Here is a 15,799-nt window from a genome sequence, read left to right as displayed (position 1 = left end):
AAATTTAAGGGGGAAATATGGCAAAGTATAATGATATTGATAATAGTAAATGGAGAGAATATGAAGATATAAACACAGATTCTTTGTGGATAATTGATAAAAGAGACAACTCAGGAGTGCATAGTGGACATTATCATGGTAATTTTGTTCCTCAAATTCCAAATCAGCTGTTTAAAAGATATACTAAAAAAGGTGATTGGATACTGGATTCTTTTATGGGAAGTGGCACAAGTATTATTGAAGCAAAAAGATTAGGTAGAAATGCCATTGGAATAGAATTGCAAAAAGATGTAGCTATGGAAGCATTAGAACGTATAAAAATTGAAAAAAGTTCAAGTTCTCAAGGAAAAATATGTGTAGGGGATAGTAAAAATATTGATGTATTTAAGATATTAAAAAAATTAGAAATTGATAAAGTCCAGTTTGTAATAATGCATCCGCCTTATTGGAATATTATAAAATTCTCTGAAAATAATGATGATTTGTCAAATGAGGAAACTTTGGGAAAATTTTTAGAATCTTTAGGACAAGTTATTGACAATACAACAAAGCATTTAGAAAAAAATAGATATTGTGCAATAGTTATTGGGGATAAATATGAAAATGGACAAGTTGTACCACTGGGATTTTATTGTATGAATTTATTTCTACAGCGAAATTTTTTGTTAAAAGCAATTCTTGTTAAAAATTTTGAAAATACAAAAGGAAAGGCTAATCATCAGGCTCTTTGGAGATACCGTGCTATAACTAATGATTTTTATTTATTTAAGCATGAATATATATTTGTATTTAAAAAAATAAAATAATTATAGAATAAAAAATCACCTTTAAAAGTACCAGAAGTATTATTTTTAAGGTGATTTATTATTTGTTTGGAAATATTTAAATATTTATACTATTCTTTGTTTGAATAGTAGATGTTTTATAAATTTTGAATTACATATTGTGTTAGAAAAAAATAAAATTTTTACTTTTAAATAGGAGTTTGGTATTAGATAAGATTTTCATCAATTAATTTTACAATTCCTTTCATATTAAATCGAAATTTAAAACAGTTTCTATTATTATGAACTTGAAATTCTCCAATAGAAATATTTTCATATTTTAAAGTTGTGGATTCATTCCAACTATCTAATCCTTTAGTAAATTTAAATTTATCTTTATTCCAATTTGGAAGTTTACCACTTTTACCCCAAACTTTGTAATTGTGTAGAGGTTCTTGTCCATTTTCTAAATTAAAAAGAAGGATTAAATAATCACAATCAAAAATATTTTTCCAATACATATTTATTAAACAATCAATATGTTCAATTGTTATTTTTTTGAAAATATGTCCTCTGTTTTCGTAATTATCTTCTATATTATTTTGTTTAAAATATTCTGTTATATCAAATGATGGGAAAATATTATTAGACTTGAGATATTCAAAATAAGTTTTATCGGTTGGCTGTCCAATATTTTGAGGAGAAGCCTTTCCAATATTATTTTTATTTGTTTTAACAGATAGAGATTTATTACCAAATAATTTAAAATCTATTGGGTTTTGATCTTCAGCAATATGTTCTATTGGATTTGGAATATTTTCTTTGTTAAAGATTTCCACAATTTTTTCTTTACTTAATAAATTAACTATATTGTTATCTGCTCTTAAAGCATACTCAGGATTAATATTAATATCAAAAGCTTTTGCAATGGCTACTTCAGCCGATATTCCGATAGTTTCGTTATTGTTCTTCATTTTTATCACTCTCCATAAATAATTTATAAGTTTCAATTTCAAGAGCATCTGCTATTCTTTGTATATTTTCTAACGAAATACTTCTTTTATAACATTCAATAGAACTGATGTAAGTTCTATGAAGTTTACATTTTTCTGCGAATTTTTCTTGAGATAAACCTAGTTTTTTTCTATATTTTTTTAAATTATTTCCAAACACTTTTACTATATCCATAATATCCTCCATTAAATTTTATTATATCAAATTTTTAATTTAATTTTTGAATACAATAAGTATCAAAAATAATTATAATAATATTGAAAAACTTTGACAAAAGTGATAGAATTAAACAGTATAGTAATAATAATATATTAATTTTATAAAAAGACAAAGGGGGATAATATGCTGCATGGACTGGCTATAATTATTTCAAGCTGGATAATTCCGTTTGAAAGGCTGCATTATCTGATAATTATTGTTTTGACAGTATCGGTACTGTTGTCGGATAAATCGCCGAATGCGATGCTTGCCTGGATTTTTACAATTTTTACATTTCCACTTGGTGGAGCGGTTTTGTATCTTTTGTTTGGGATTAACTGGAGAAGGAATAAGATAATTTCTAAGAAGATGAAGGGGGAAGAAAAAAAGCTGTATTCAAGGATTTTTAATTTTATGCAGCGGGATGTGTCGGATATTTTTAGATCACAGGACTTTTTTTATTATAATCGTCTTGAAAATGTAGACGGAAATACCGAAAAAATGAGTGAAACTGAAATAAAAACCACAATACGGAATCAGATTGATACAATGATAAAAAATATTAATTTAGGCAGTCAGCAAAGTGAACTTGTAAAAATGCTGTATGAGGCTGAAGGGACGTTTTTGACAAATAATGATTCGTATAAATTGTTTTTTCATGGGAAAGAGGCATTTGATTCGATTATTTCTGATATAGAAAATGCAAAAAGTATGATTTATATGGAATATTTTATTTGGAAGGCTGATGAACTTGGGGAAAGAATAAAAAATGCACTTTTGAAAAAGGCTAAGGAAGGAGTTAAAATAAAATTGCTTTTTGACGGAGTGGGAACTTGGAAATTGCCTAGAAAATATAAAAAGGAACTTAGAAACGCTGGAATTGAGATAAGATGGTTTTTAGATGTTAAATTTTTTATTTCCAAGATGAATTATCGTAATCATAGAAAAATAGCGTTAATCGATAATAATATAGTGCATACTGGCGGCATGAATGTAGGGCAGGAATATATAGACGGTGGAAAGAGATTTGATAGCTGGAGGGATACAAATATTCGGATTACAGGAGAAATAATTGGACAGTATCTGGCAATTTTTGTTACAGATTGGCTAAACAGCGGTGGAAAAGACGATTTTATTGAAGATATAAAAAAAGAGGCAGTTCACGAACTGGAAGAGCAAAAGCCGATAGACAGGCATGAAAAGTTGGAATATCTGATGCAGGTTTCCTCAAGCGGGCCTGACACCGAATGGACAACTTTGAAATATCTGTATTCTAAAATGATTGCAACGGCGAAAGAGGAAGTGCTGATTCAAAGTCCATATTTTGTACCTGATTATGATTTGATTTCACAACTGAAAATGGCGGCTCTTTCTGGAGTCAAAATAAAGATAATGGTTACAGGAGTGCCAGATAAGAAAATGCCTTACTGGATAGCAGAAACTTATTTTGCGGAATTAATTGAAGCGGGAATTGAGATTTATCGTTATACAGCAGGATTTTTACATAGTAAAAATATTATTGTGGATGAAAAAATATCAACACTTGGAACGTGTAACTTTGATATGCGAAGTTTTGAAATAAACTACGAGGTAAATTCGGTATTTTATAACGAGAATATCAGTAAGGACTTGAAGGAGCAGTTTATAGAGGATTTGGAAGTATGTGAAAGATTCGATGAGGCAAGATTAAAAAAGGTGACTTTTATGAAACGGCTCAGAAACTCTGTATTTAAACTGATTTCACCGATAATGTAAATAAATTATGGCAATTGTAGGAAGGAAGGGAGTAAAATGGAAAAAAATTTTACTAAGGATGGACTGATTCTTTTAAATAAAAGTAAGGGGGTAAGTTCGTTTGGGGCAATAAATCATTTGAAAAAAGTGATAAAGGCTAAAAAAGTAGGACATGCTGGAACCCTTGACCCAATGGCTGAGGGACTTATGATTGTTATGATTAACGAAGCTACAAAATTTTCTGATAATTTGATGAAAAAAGACAAGGAATATTATGTAGAAATGGAGCTTGGATACAAAACAGACACTTACGATCTGGAAGGGACAGTTATTGCAAAATATGATTCTGAAATTAATATAAGTGATTCTGAAATAATACAGGCTGTAAATAGTTTCAAAGGCAAGATAAAGCAAGTTCCGCCGATGTATTCCGCAATAAAGATTGAAGGGCAGAAACTTTATGATCTGGCAAGAAAAGGGATCGAAGTGGAAAGAGCCGAAAGGAATGTAGAAATATCAGAAATTAGAGAAATAAAAGTAATGCGTCCAGATAAAAATTCAGAAAATGCTCAAAATATTAAAATTTCATTTTATGCAAAAGTTAGTAGTGGTACCTATATCCGTTCATTAGTTTATGATATTGGAGAAAAATTGGGAGTTTTTGCCACAATGACAAGACTTGTGAGAACTAAAATTGGAAGATTTGATATTGAAGATGCGATTACTTTGGAAAAGGCTAAAGCTGAAATTGATAAATTGAAGAATCTTATGGAAGGAAAAACAGAAAATGAATCTTTCTGGGCTACAAAGAATGATTCAGCTATAAGGGCTGAAAAAATTCGAGAAATAGTTTGTTTTGTGGAAATAGAGTATGTGCTGGACTATTACGGGATAAATGTTTCAAATGTGAAGTATGGGAAGCTGAAAAATGGGATGACGGTAATTGACACGTTTAAAAAATTTGAAAATATAAGCAAAGAAGCCAGTAAAGGGGCAAATGTAAGAGAAAATCAGAAATTTAAGATATATGTTAGAAATAAGAATACAAATGTAAGAGAATTTAAGGGGATTGTGAAGATTGTAAATATTAGGGGAGATAGGATTTATTTGAAAAGAGATAAGTACTTTTTGTAACTTGTAGAACTGAAAAGTGGTGATAATAATATATGAAGAAGTCAAATAAATATGTATTTGATATTGAAGTTTTTCCAAATTATTTTTGTGTGGTGTTAAAAAAATTAAATGATGATAAAATCCTAATTATTGACTCAGATAATTTTAACCGTCAGAAAAAACTTTTTTACGATATAGTTTCTAAAAATGTGCTAATTTCCTATGCAGGACACGGATTTGATGATATTGTAATTAATAATCTTTTAAAATATAGAAATACAAATGTAAACAGGAAAAAATTAAATAATGAATTAAAAATAATAAGGAACATGCCCAAGGATGAGTATAAGAATGAAAACCATGAGTTTTACTCGTATGACTTGGCGTATGAATATAATTTGAATCTAGGTGTAAAAGGATTTGAGTTTAATTGTGGGGATAATATTGAGGAACAGGATTTTGCCAATTTTAATTACGTAATTAAAAAAAATATATATGATGAAATTGTGGATAAAGTGATTGATTATTGCCTGCAGGATGTACTGGCAACAGAAAAAATGTACAATTTTATAATAAAAGAAAAAAGTAACTGGGATGAAAAGGAAAATCTTTTGAATATAATTACAAATGGAAGTTACAGTAACAATATGAAGCTTAAAAAGAAAATAAAATATTTAAATTATAATAATGATAAATTAATAACTTTGCTTTTACATGGTGAAACTTCTTCTTCCAGTCAGCCAAAAATAAATTATTCAGTTAAAATGAAAATGAATGACTATAATAATTATTTGCAGGAAAAAGTGTACAAATTATCAATAAAAAAAGACTATTTATACGAATGGCTCATTGACAATAAACTTTTTTCTGGAAAAGATAAAAAAATAATAAAGAAGATACCAGAAGAACTTTTATTAAAGTCTTCATTTTCAAAAGATATACTAAATAGATACAGGACAAGTATTGTAAAACGGATAAAAAGAGTTTTTGCAAAAGAAAATATAGATGTAATTGCAACATCAGAAAATAATATCTTTATAACAAATGTAAATGATGAAATTTTAAATAAAATAAAAATTCAAATAAATGAGAAGTATAACAATATTTTTGATATAACTGATGTAGATAATTTTTTGAAAAATAAAAATTCCATTTTGTATAAAATAAAGGATAAAATAAAGGGAACAAATGAATATCGTTACAATAAGCTGATTATGCCAAAAAATCATATATGGATAGCAGAAGTGCTGAAATTATATTTTTGGGAAAAAAAAGATGTGATGACGGCTGTAGAGGAAATTTTTATAAAAAATCCAGATATATTTTTTATGTATGCATCGGTTTACGAAGATATTTACGCTTGTGATAAAAACGGACAAATGATGTTTGAAAGCAAGGAAGTCCTTGATAAATTTAGAAAATACCGATTATATTTTGCTACAACTGGAATGAACAAAGTAGTTATTCAAAAACAAGAAAAATATTATGAAAAATACGGATTTGGTGATATAAACAGTAGTCTTTATAAAGTAAAAAAGGTCGAAACGAGCGTAGATGAATTTGATAATTATGCTGATATTGATTTGAACAGTTATGTGGATTATGCCAAAAATTATATAGAAAAAAATTTTTAGTGAAATTTGCATACATCCGTTGAGTATGATATAATAAAAAACACAATATTAGACTAGGAGAAATATGAGAATTTTGGGGATAGATCCTGGTACAGCGATAGTGGGATATGCCATTGTAGATTATGAAAATGGAAAATATACGCCACTTGATTATGGCTGTATTTTTACGGATAAAGATGAAGATATGCCAATAAGGTTAGAAAAAATTTATGATGGATTGGAAAATATAATAAAATTATGGAAACCGACTGATATGGCTATCGAGGACTTATTTTTCTTTAAAAATCAAAAAACAGTAATAAAAGTTGGACAGGCTCGTGGAGTCATAACTTTAGTAGGGCAGAAAAATAAATTGAATTTATACAGTTACACTCCGCTTCAAGTAAAAATGGGAATTGCAAGTTATGGTAGAGCTGAAAAAAAACAAATTCAGGAAATGGTAAAATTAATATTAAAATTGGAAGAAATTCCAAAGCCTGATGATGCCGCAGATGCACTTGCCATCGCAATTACCCATATTAATTCAAAAATAGGATTTGGCGGTTTTGATAGAGGAGATAACATTACCAAAAAATTAAATAAAATTACTTCTAATCGAATAAAACTTGAAGATTACAAAAAATTGATGAAATAAATAGATTTGTATGGTAAAATAAACTTAAATAGAAAGAATGGTAGATAAAATGAACATAGTTCTATTAAATCCAGAAATTCACGTAAATACAGGAAATATAGGAAGAACTTGTGTCTTAACAAACACAAAATTACATTTAATAAAACCTCTCGGTTTTGAACTGGATGATAAGAAAATAAAGCGTGCAGGGCTAGATTACTGGAAAGATGTACAGCTTTTCGTATGGGAAAACTGGGAACACTTCTGGCAGGAAAACATCGAAAACAGTAATGCAAAAATCTATTTTGCAACAACAAAAACAAAACAAAGGTACACAGATGTAAAATTTAATGACAGCGATTATATAATGTTTGGGCCTGAATCACGTGGAATACCAGAAGAAATATTAAATAAATATAAGGAAAATAATATTACAATCCCAATGCTTCCGCTTGGACGTTCACTGAATTTGTCAAATGCTGTGGCGATTGTTCTGTTTGAAGCTTTGAGACAGAATGGTTTTGAATATTAATTTAAAGAAATTTAGGAGAGAAAATGAAACAATATCTGGATATGGTTAAGTATGTACTTGACAATGGAGTGAAAAAAGAAAATAGGACAGGAGTTGATACAATTTCTACTTTTGCTTATTCATATAAAGTAGATTTAAGCGAGGGTTATCCCCTTTTGACAACAAAAAAAATGTATTTTAACTCGATGTTGCACGAGCTGTTCTGGTATTTGTCGGGAGAAGAGCATATTAAAAACTTGCGAAAAAAGACGAAAATATGGGATGCTTGGGCGGATGAGGAAGGAAGACTCGAAACAGCTTATGGAAGATTCTGGAGAAGGTATCCAGTGCCTGAAATTTCGTTAGATGGAGAAGTTTTTGCTGATGAAAATAATCCTTGGGTAACTAGAGAAGAAAATGGACAGCTTGTATTTGACCAGATTCAGTATATTATTGACACTCTAAAGGAAATGAAAACAAATCCTAATCACAAAAATGGAAGAAGAATGATAGTTTTGGCTTGGAATCCAGGAAATGCGACAATTAGTAAATTGCCACCATGCCATTATACTTTTGCATTTAATGTTCTTGGTAATAAACTTAATTGCCACTTGACTCAAAGAAGCGGAGATATTGCACTTGGGATACCGTTTAATCTGGCTTGTTACTCATTGCTTACAATGATGATTGCAAAAGAATGTGGATATGAAGTTGGAGAATTTGCTCATACAATAATTGATGCTCATATTTATGAAAATCATATTGAAGGACTAAAGGAGCAACTGACAAGAGAGCCCTTAAAACTTCCAAAAATCAAGATTGCAGATAAGCCATTTAATGAATTGACATTTGAGGATATTACGTTGGAGGATTATGAAAGCCATCCTGTAATTAAATTTGAAGTTGCGGTTTAATCAAAAATTTATACTAAAACTTCTTTAAAACCTAAGTGGAAATCAAATTAAATTCTTATTTGGATTTTAGAGTAGTTTTAGTATAAAAAATAAGATGCAGCAGAAAGGTGATGTTTATGTTTAGCTTAATAGTCGCTGTTGGGAAAAATAATGAAATTGGGAAAAATAATCAGCTTTTGTGGCATATTCCTGAAGATTTAAAAAACTTTAAGAAAATAACGACAGAAAAGACTGTTATTATGGGAAGAAATACTTATAAAAGCATAGGTAGGGCTTTACCAAATCGAACAAATATAGTTTTATCTAGGGATTTTTTTAAAACAGATGAGAAATTTAAAGAAGATAAAAAAAAATATGAAAATGAAACTACGAAGCTGGAGTTTTATGATGATTTTCAAAAAGTTATTGAAAAGTATAAAGATTTTACAGAAGAGATTTTTATTATTGGCGGAGGGGAGATTTACAAAAAATCTCTTAAAATGGGAATTATAAAAAGGATTTATATGAGCCATATTGATTTTTCTGATACTGAGGCAGATGTTTATTTTCCAGAAATAGAGTTGGATAAATGGGTAACTTTGACAGAAGAAAACTATGATGGCTGGAAATTTTGCATTTATGAAAAAATTAATGTATAAAAATTATAAACAAATGGAAATCTGAAAAGGAGAAAATATGTCTAGGCTTAAATTTACGAAGGAAGTAGTGATTGAGGCGGGATATGAATTGATGAAAAAAGAGGGGTTTCAAAATATTAGTGTCAGGAAAATTGCTAATTACTTAAAATGTTCAACAGCACCGATTTATTTTAATTTTAGTACAGTTGATGAATTAAAGGAAGAAATTATAAATGTGTGTAAAGAGAAATTAAAAAAATATTTATATGGAAATTATTCTGAAAGAAAAATATTAAGTGGTGCGATTGGTTTTGCAATTTTTGCAAGAGAAGAAAAGGAATTATTCAGGACAATTTTTTTAGATACAACAGAAAGATTTGAAAAACTTTATGAAGAAACGTTAAATGAACTTTTGACAAAACAAAATTTATTGGAAAGTTTTCCAGCGTTGGAGGAAGAAGAAGCCAAAAAAGCTGTAAATAAAATATGGTACTTTTTATTTGGTTATGCAACTTTGCTTTGTACAAGACTTGATGATAATTATAGAAAAAATGAAACTAACGAAGTGATAGAAAGTAAAATTTCAGAAATAGCAAAACATTTTAAAATGCAAATATAAAAATGTTATTTTAAATAAGCTTTAAACAAATTTTCAAGAATCTAAAAATATAAGAAAAGTTATGATTATTTTACTTAATATTAAACTATTAATTTATTAAGGGATTTGAGGATAATTTAAAAATAATGGGAGAAAAAATGAATAAATATAAATTTTTAGGTGCAATTCTTCACATTGTATATAGAATACTTAGTTTTATGACACGAAAGGAATATTTTTATGCGGATGGAGTAGAAATGAATAGTGCAAATATTATCGTTTTCTGGCATAGAAAAATTTTTACAGTGTGTAACGCCACCAGAATTATTAAGAAAAAAGCTTCTATTGTAAGTGCGTCAAAAGATGGTGAGATATTGGCTGAACTTCTTAAAAGGGAGTGCAATGAGCTTATTCGAGGATCCTCGAATAGAGATAACATAAAAAGTTTAAAAGAAGCTATGAAATACGCTAAAAAAGATTATACACTTGGAATTGCGATAGACGGACCAAGAGGACCTATTTTTGAGCCTAAGGCAGGGGCAATTTTTATAGCACAGAAAACAGGAATGCCAATCGTTCCAGTTAGTTCTTATTGCAGTAAAAAGTGGATTTTTAAGAATATGTGGGACAAACTTGAAATACCTGTTCCATTTTCTAGATGTGTTCATTATGTTGCAGAGCCATTTTACTTAACAAAGGAAACAACTTTAGAAGAGTCAATAAAATTAGTAAAAGAAAAAATACATCAGGCTGGAAATAAGGCATTTGAAATTTACAATAAAAAATACAATAAAAACAAAAATGTTGACTTTAAAGAAGAAAGTTTTACATAAATAATAACTTTAAAAATATAAAACTACAGACATAAATATTATAAAATCAGAAGGAGGAAAAAAAATGTCAAAACCATTTTACATAACAACGCCAATTTATTATCCTAATGCCGCACCGCACGTAGGAACAGCTTACACAACTATAATATGTGATGTTGTATCCAGATACAAAAGGTTAACTGGGAAAGAAGTTGGCTTTATGACTGGAGTCGATGAACATGGACAGAAAATTCAGGAAGCAGCTGAAAAAAATGGATTTACACCACAGCAATGGGTAGATAAAATGTCTCTTAATTTCACAACTTTATGGGAAAAGTTAAATATTTCAAATACAGATTTTTTAAGAACGACGCAGGAAAGACATTTAAAAACTGTAAGAGAAATAATAAAAAGAGTGCATGACAAGGGGGATATTTACAGAGGAGAGTATGTTGGTAAATATAGTGTTTCTGAAGAAACTTTTGTTCCTGAAAATCAGCTTGTTGATGGAAAATATATGGGAAAAGAAGTTATTGATGTAAAAGAAACTTCGTATTTTTTTAAATTATCCAAATATGAAAATGCGTTATTGGAACATATTGAAAAAAATCCTGATTTTATAAAGCCAGAAGGAAAGAAAAATGAAGTAATTGCCTTTATAAAGCAAGGGCTTCAAGATTTATCAATTTCAAGAACTACATTTGATTGGGGAATACCATTAGAACTGGAAGAAGGACATATAATTTATGTATGGTTTGATGCTTTGAATATTTATCTGACAGGAGCAGGATTTTCAACTGATACAGAGCAGTTTGATAAGTTCTGGACTAATGGAACTGTAAATCATGTTGTTGGGAAGGATATTTTGAGATTCCATGCTATAATCTGGCCTGCGATGCTTATGTCAGCTGGAATAAAGTTGCCTGATACGATTGCAGCACATGGCTGGTGGACTGTGGAAGGTGAAAAAATGTCAAAATCACTTGGAAATGTTGTTAATCCAGAGGAAGAAGTTGAAAAATATGGACTTGATGCTTTTAGGTACTATCTGATGAGAGAGGCGACTTTTGGTCAGGATGCTGATTATTCTAAAAAGGCAATGGTTCAGAGAATAAATGCCGATTTGGCAAACGACTTGGGAAATTTACTTAATAGAACGATTGGAATGCAAAAAAAATATTTTAATTCAGAAGTTGTATTAAATGAAGTTGAAGAAAGTTTTGATATCGAAATTAAGGAATTATGGAAAAATACATTGATTGTTTTAGATAAGCATATAAATAATTATCAATTTTCTGAGGCATTAAAGGATATTTGGAAATTTATTTCAAGAATGAATAAATACATTGATGAATGTGAGCCTTGGAAACTTTCAAAGGATGAAAGCCAAAAAGACAGGCTATCAACTGTTATGTACAACTTAGTCGATTCACTTTACAAAATTGCAGTGCTGATTTCGCCATTTATGCCAGAAACTGCACAAAAAATGATAAATCAGTTAGGACTTGACAAAGATGTGACAAAAATACATCTGGACGATATAAAAGAATGGAAAAGTTATCCTAGTGGAAATAAATTGAATGAAGCAGTTCCATTATTTCCAAGAATTGAGCTGGAAGAAGAGCCTAAAAAAGACTACAATGAAAACTTGAAAATTGAAAATCCAATTACAATAGATGATTTTAATAAAATTGAAATAAAAGTTGTTCAAATTGAAAAAGTAGAGAAAATTGAAAATGCAGATAAATTGTTAAAATTCATTGTAAATACGGGGAAAGAGAAGAGACAGATTATTTCTGGGATTGCAAAATGGTATCCAAATGAGCAGGAATTAGTCGGAAAAAAAGCACAGGCTGTATTAAATCTAAATCCAGTTGAGTTAAAAGGTGAATTGTCACAAGGAATGCTTTTAACAACTACAGAAAAGAAAAAAACAAAATTGGTAGTTATAAATGATGAGGTAAAAATTGGAACAACTGTAAAATAAACAGTTTGAGTATGAATCTGAATTTGTAAACTAAAAAAAGAACAAAAAAGCGGGGGGAACAATTTTTAAACGAATAGGACATGTGATAAAAATATGAAAAAATGGATAAATATATTATTTGTGTTATTGCTTTCAGTATCTTGCTCAAAAACTGATACAGGTTATGATGCACTTGAAAAAAGTCTTATTGGAATTTTAGAAAAAAAAGACTACGAACATATAATGAAAAATATGAATGAATCAGCAAAATTAGGAAATGAAGATATTTACGGACTTGCCTACACTTATCTTGCTGAAAATGGAACAATGTTTTTTAATAGATATATGAAAAAAAGCAAAGGGATTGCCGAATATTATCAGGCACTTTTATTGCAGCAGACTAACGGAGATGAGACTCAAATTCTAGATTTACTTGAAAGTGCAACAAAGCAGGGGAATATAAAAGCGTATTATATGATTGGAAATATTTACGAAAATAAACTGGAGTTTACAAAAGCACAGGAATATTTAAAAAAAGGTAAAGATGCTGGAGAAATTTATGCTCTTTATTCTTATGAATACAATAAAAATATGATGAATTTTTATAAACGTATAGAAGAATTAAATAAAAAGTTAAATGAGGGAACGATTTCGACGGAAGAAAAAAAGGAACTAGGAACATTAGTTTTAGAAAAAGTTTCAAATCCTGAAAAAGCATACGACATCTTAAAGGATTTTCTGTCTGAAAATTATTCACCAGCACTGTATGCAAAAGCAAAACTTTTGGAAAATGACGATAAGGAAGAAGAAGCTGTCCAAATTTATAATCAGGTATTTTCACAAAATAAATATTATTTAGCAGCATTTGAGCTAGCATCTAGACTTGTAAAAGGCGAAAAGAATTATGATCTGGCATTAAAAATACTAGATGATACAAATTCTGATGAAGTTCTTATTTTAGGGTATAAAGGATTTATTTATGAAAATTTAAAAGATTTTACAAAAGCCGAAGAATTTTATCAGAGAGCTGCAAATAAAAACGACATTGATTCAATGAACTATCTGGGACGTTTATACGAAACTCAAAAAGAAATAAAAAAAGCTAGAAATATTTACAATAAGGCATATTCGCTGGGTTCAATTTCTGCAGGTTATAAACTTGCTTATATCTTAGAAGATATGGAAACAAGTAAGAATCCTGCAAAAGCTGAAGAAGTAGGAATAAAACAAAGTAAAGAAGCAAAAAAAATACTTGAAAGACTTGTAAATAGCGGTGATGATTATTCAATGGTTGATTTAAGTCTTTACTATCCTGAAACTGATAAAATGGTAAGAATTTTGAATTTAAAAGCTGCTGCAAAGCTTAATACGACAGCTTTTTATAATTTGGGAGTTTATTATTATAACAAAAAGAACAAGCAGAAATCAAAATTCTATTTCAAAGTTGCAAAGGAAAATGGCTATGATATTGGAGAAATTTTTGATGCTTATTTAACAAATTAAAAAATAGATTCAGAAGTTATTTCAATATTATCTTTTAGCTTAGGTAAATTATAGGAAATTCTAATAAATATAGTGTATACTTGTATAGTAAAATGTTGTTTTGAACAACAAAAAATAAATTAAGGAGAAAAAATGAAAAAAATAATTGTAATGATGTCTTTGCTTCTACTATTTGTAGTATCTTGTGGAAGTTCAAAGGAATTTAGTATTGATGTGGATGGAAAAGGAAAAGTACCTAATTTTGAATTAAAGAACTTAAATGGTAAAACAATTGATAGTGGAAAAATACTGAATAATGGTAAAAAAACATTATTCATTGTAGCGGCTGAATGGTGTCCTCATTGTAAAGAAGAAATGCCAGAAGTACAAAAATTTTATGATGCAAATAAAGATAAAGTAAATGTTGTAGTCGTGTTCACAAATAATCTATCAAGCCTTGGAAAGGTTCAAACTTATGTAAAAAATAATCAATATACATTCCCAATATATTATGATGAAAGTGGTGCAATTGCAAGAGGATTTAATGTTACAGGATTTCCATTTAATGTAAAAATAAATAATGAAAACGTTGAGGAAACTCTTGAGTTACCTGTAGATTTTGATTCATTAACAGCTAGTTTTGCAAAATAATGTTGTGAGATAATACATATGTGACAAGAATATACAAAAAAAGAAAGGTTTCTGATATAATGTAAGCCTACCAAAACCACATTAAGGAGAAACCTTTCATATGAGTAGTATATCAGAAATATACCGTGTTCGTCAACGGGCAATTGAGTATGCAATAAAACATAATAATAATTCAAAGGCAGCAGTGAAGTATAAGACATCACGTCAGCAGATAAAACGTTGGAGAGACAGATATGACGGCACAGTCCAGTCTCTTCTGCCAAAAAGCAGAAGACCTAAAAGCCATCCAAACCAGCACACGCAAGAAGAAATAGAGCTGGTTATGAAAAAGTACAGGAAATTTGGCTATGAAGGGCTGGCAAAAGTTTATGTCAAAGCAAGAAAGAAAGGCTACAGCCGTACATACGATTCAATGTGCAAGATAATAAGGAAAATGAAGGGCAATGCCAAAGAAAAGCCTAAAAAGCAGCATAAAAGAAAAAAGAAGGTTGAACAGGCGAAGTACCCCGGGGAAAGAGTACAGATAGACATAAAATATGTTCCAGAAGAATGCATACAGTTTGGCACACGTGACCAGAAGTATTATCAAATAACGGCATTAGATGAATATACAAGAAAAAGAGTGTTAAGGATAGCAGATGAAAAAAGTACCTATCAGACCGCAAAGTTTCTAGAGAACTTGGAAAAGGAGATGGGATTTGACATAAAGAAAGTTCAGACAGACAACGGGAAAGAGTTCACAAATTCTGAAAGTGATAAGAAAACGCTGTTTGAGGTGAAACTGGAGGAGAAGGGGATAGAGTACATGACAACCCGTCCATATTCGCCATGGGAGAATGGAAAAGTGGAAAGAAGCCACAGGCTTGACAGCAAGTACTATGCAGACAAGAAATTTAAAAGCAAGGAAGAACTATTAAGGGCAATAAGGAAATACAATACAAGATACAACAACATATCAAGAAAAGTACTGGGCTTTAAGAGTCCAAATGAAGTATTAAAAGAGTACAAGGAAAATCAGTAGGTTAAAGATACATTAGGAAAGAAATATTTTTTTTAATATATTTTTGTAACAAATGTTTGACATCTATACACATTAACAGCTAGTTTTGCAAAATAAATTCTTTACAAAAAAAGAAATATGTGATAGAATAACACTTGAATTTATACTATGAATATAA

Annotated in this window: 16 protein-coding genes; 14 read left to right on the top strand and 2 right to left on the bottom strand. The window is 29.5% G+C overall.

The window, feature by feature from the left end:
* Positions 1–17: 17 nt before the first annotated feature.
* On the top strand, positions 18–806 hold the full coding sequence (locus ACZ5B9_RS08905; protein WP_464422268.1) for a TRM11 family SAM-dependent methyltransferase: 789 nt from the start codon (positions 18–20) through the stop codon (positions 804–806).
* Positions 807–991: 185 nt separating this feature from the next.
* Here ACZ5B9_RS08905 and ACZ5B9_RS08900 read toward each other — a convergent pair whose 3' ends face one another.
* Both ACZ5B9_RS08900 and ACZ5B9_RS08895 read right to left on the bottom strand, forming a co-directional pair.
* Positions 992–1,738 (bottom strand): hypothetical protein, encoded by a 747-nt coding sequence (locus ACZ5B9_RS08900; RefSeq protein WP_464422267.1) that lies wholly within the window; start codon positions 1,736–1,738, stop codon positions 992–994.
* A complete protein-coding gene (locus ACZ5B9_RS08895; protein ID WP_464422266.1) occupies positions 1,725–1,952 on the bottom strand; it encodes a helix-turn-helix domain-containing protein in 228 nt (75 codons plus the stop codon). Before ACZ5B9_RS08895 ends, ACZ5B9_RS08900 begins: the two co-directional genes overlap by 14 nt.
* Before the next feature lie 168 nt (positions 1,953–2,120).
* On the opposite strand from ACZ5B9_RS08895, the gene cls reads away from it, so the two are divergent.
* The 13 genes from cls (at position 2,121) to ACZ5B9_RS08830 (ending at position 15,642) form a co-directional block, all read left to right on the top strand.
* On the top strand, positions 2,121–3,731 hold the full coding sequence (gene cls / locus ACZ5B9_RS08890) for a cardiolipin synthase (protein WP_464422265.1): 1,611 nt from the start codon (positions 2,121–2,123) through the stop codon (positions 3,729–3,731).
* 36 nt (positions 3,732–3,767) lie between these two features.
* Positions 3,768–4,844, top strand: coding sequence for a tRNA pseudouridine(55) synthase TruB (truB, locus tag ACZ5B9_RS08885; RefSeq protein WP_464422264.1), 1,077 nt, complete (start codon positions 3,768–3,770; stop codon positions 4,842–4,844).
* Positions 4,845–4,876: 32 nt separating this feature from the next.
* Positions 4,877–6,457, top strand: a complete 1,581-nt coding sequence (locus ACZ5B9_RS08880; RefSeq protein WP_455036273.1) for a hypothetical protein — start codon at positions 4,877–4,879, stop codon at positions 6,455–6,457.
* A gap of 64 nt (positions 6,458–6,521) precedes the next feature.
* Entirely contained in the window at positions 6,522–7,091 is a 570-nt protein-coding gene (gene ruvC / locus ACZ5B9_RS08875; RefSeq protein ID WP_021769389.1) for a crossover junction endodeoxyribonuclease RuvC, read from the top strand.
* A 49-nt stretch (positions 7,092–7,140) separates the two neighbouring features.
* Positions 7,141–7,602 carry a tRNA (cytidine(34)-2'-O)-methyltransferase gene (locus ACZ5B9_RS08870; RefSeq protein WP_036071052.1) on the top strand — a complete coding sequence of 154 codons (462 nt, stop codon included), beginning with the start codon at positions 7,141–7,143 and terminating at the stop codon, positions 7,600–7,602.
* Between the two features lie 23 nt (positions 7,603–7,625).
* Complete coding sequence (thyA, locus tag ACZ5B9_RS08865) at positions 7,626–8,495, top strand: thymidylate synthase (RefSeq protein WP_464422263.1); 870 nt, start codon at positions 7,626–7,628, stop codon at positions 8,493–8,495.
* 116 nt (positions 8,496–8,611) lie between these two features.
* The gene (locus tag ACZ5B9_RS08860) at positions 8,612–9,133 is read left to right on the top strand and encodes a dihydrofolate reductase (RefSeq protein ID WP_464422262.1); all 522 of its coding nucleotides are present in this window, start codon (positions 8,612–8,614) and stop codon (positions 9,131–9,133) included.
* A gap of 37 nt (positions 9,134–9,170) precedes the next feature.
* Entirely contained in the window at positions 9,171–9,731 is a 561-nt protein-coding gene (locus ACZ5B9_RS08855) for a TetR/AcrR family transcriptional regulator (RefSeq protein WP_021769393.1), read from the top strand.
* A gap of 137 nt (positions 9,732–9,868) precedes the next feature.
* Positions 9,869–10,543 (top strand): lysophospholipid acyltransferase family protein, encoded by a 675-nt coding sequence (locus ACZ5B9_RS08850; RefSeq protein WP_464422261.1) that lies wholly within the window; start codon positions 9,869–9,871, stop codon positions 10,541–10,543.
* 64 nt (positions 10,544–10,607) lie between these two features.
* On the top strand, positions 10,608–12,509 hold the full coding sequence (gene metG, locus ACZ5B9_RS08845) for a methionine--tRNA ligase (protein ID WP_464422260.1): 1,902 nt from the start codon (positions 10,608–10,610) through the stop codon (positions 12,507–12,509).
* Between the two features lie 93 nt (positions 12,510–12,602).
* Positions 12,603–13,991, top strand: coding sequence for an SLEI family protein (locus ACZ5B9_RS08840; RefSeq protein ID WP_464422259.1), 1,389 nt, complete (start codon positions 12,603–12,605; stop codon positions 13,989–13,991).
* Between the two features lie 132 nt (positions 13,992–14,123).
* Positions 14,124–14,621, top strand: coding sequence for a TlpA family protein disulfide reductase (locus tag ACZ5B9_RS08835; protein ID WP_464422258.1), 498 nt, complete (start codon positions 14,124–14,126; stop codon positions 14,619–14,621).
* Between the two features lie 100 nt (positions 14,622–14,721).
* Complete coding sequence (locus ACZ5B9_RS08830) at positions 14,722–15,642, top strand: DDE-type integrase/transposase/recombinase (protein ID WP_464422257.1); 921 nt, start codon at positions 14,722–14,724, stop codon at positions 15,640–15,642.
* Positions 15,643–15,799 lie beyond the last annotated feature (157 nt).

This window comes from Leptotrichia sp. SK-5 (assembly GCF_055387215.1).
Note: the sequence above shows the minus strand (reverse complement) of the source record. Positions and strands in the feature narration are given on the sequence as shown.

What these genes read in the sequence shown, in the direction of transcription:
- ACZ5B9_RS08855 (WP_021769393.1), top strand. Translation starts at nt 9,171, where the DNA reads ATGTCTAGGCTTAAATTTACGAAGGAAGTAGTGATTGAGGCGGGATAT.
- truB (WP_464422264.1), top strand. Translation starts at nt 3,768, where the DNA reads ATGGAAAAAAATTTTACTAAGGATGGACTGATTCTTTTAAATAAAAGT.
- ruvC (WP_021769389.1), top strand. Translation starts at nt 6,522, where the DNA reads ATGAGAATTTTGGGGATAGATCCTGGTACAGCGATAGTGGGATATGCC.
- ACZ5B9_RS08880 (WP_455036273.1), top strand. Translation starts at nt 4,877, where the DNA reads ATGAAGAAGTCAAATAAATATGTATTTGATATTGAAGTTTTTCCAAAT.
- ACZ5B9_RS08830 (WP_464422257.1), top strand. Translation starts at nt 14,722, where the DNA reads ATGAGTAGTATATCAGAAATATACCGTGTTCGTCAACGGGCAATTGAG.
- thyA (WP_464422263.1), top strand. Translation starts at nt 7,626, where the DNA reads ATGAAACAATATCTGGATATGGTTAAGTATGTACTTGACAATGGAGTG.
- ACZ5B9_RS08870 (WP_036071052.1), top strand. Translation starts at nt 7,141, where the DNA reads ATGAACATAGTTCTATTAAATCCAGAAATTCACGTAAATACAGGAAAT.
- ACZ5B9_RS08860 (WP_464422262.1), top strand. Translation starts at nt 8,612, where the DNA reads ATGTTTAGCTTAATAGTCGCTGTTGGGAAAAATAATGAAATTGGGAAA.
- cls (WP_464422265.1), top strand. Translation starts at nt 2,121, where the DNA reads ATGCTGCATGGACTGGCTATAATTATTTCAAGCTGGATAATTCCGTTT.
- ACZ5B9_RS08835 (WP_464422258.1), top strand. Translation starts at nt 14,124, where the DNA reads ATGAAAAAAATAATTGTAATGATGTCTTTGCTTCTACTATTTGTAGTA.
- ACZ5B9_RS08840 (WP_464422259.1), top strand. Translation starts at nt 12,603, where the DNA reads ATGAAAAAATGGATAAATATATTATTTGTGTTATTGCTTTCAGTATCT.
- ACZ5B9_RS08905 (WP_464422268.1), top strand. Translation starts at nt 18, where the DNA reads ATGGCAAAGTATAATGATATTGATAATAGTAAATGGAGAGAATATGAA.
- metG (WP_464422260.1), top strand. Translation starts at nt 10,608, where the DNA reads ATGTCAAAACCATTTTACATAACAACGCCAATTTATTATCCTAATGCC.
- ACZ5B9_RS08900 (WP_464422267.1), bottom strand. Translation starts at nt 1,738, where the DNA reads ATGAAGAACAATAACGAAACTATCGGAATATCGGCTGAAGTAGCCATT.
- ACZ5B9_RS08850 (WP_464422261.1), top strand. Translation starts at nt 9,869, where the DNA reads ATGAATAAATATAAATTTTTAGGTGCAATTCTTCACATTGTATATAGA.
- ACZ5B9_RS08895 (WP_464422266.1), bottom strand. Translation starts at nt 1,952, where the DNA reads ATGGATATAGTAAAAGTGTTTGGAAATAATTTAAAAAAATATAGAAAA.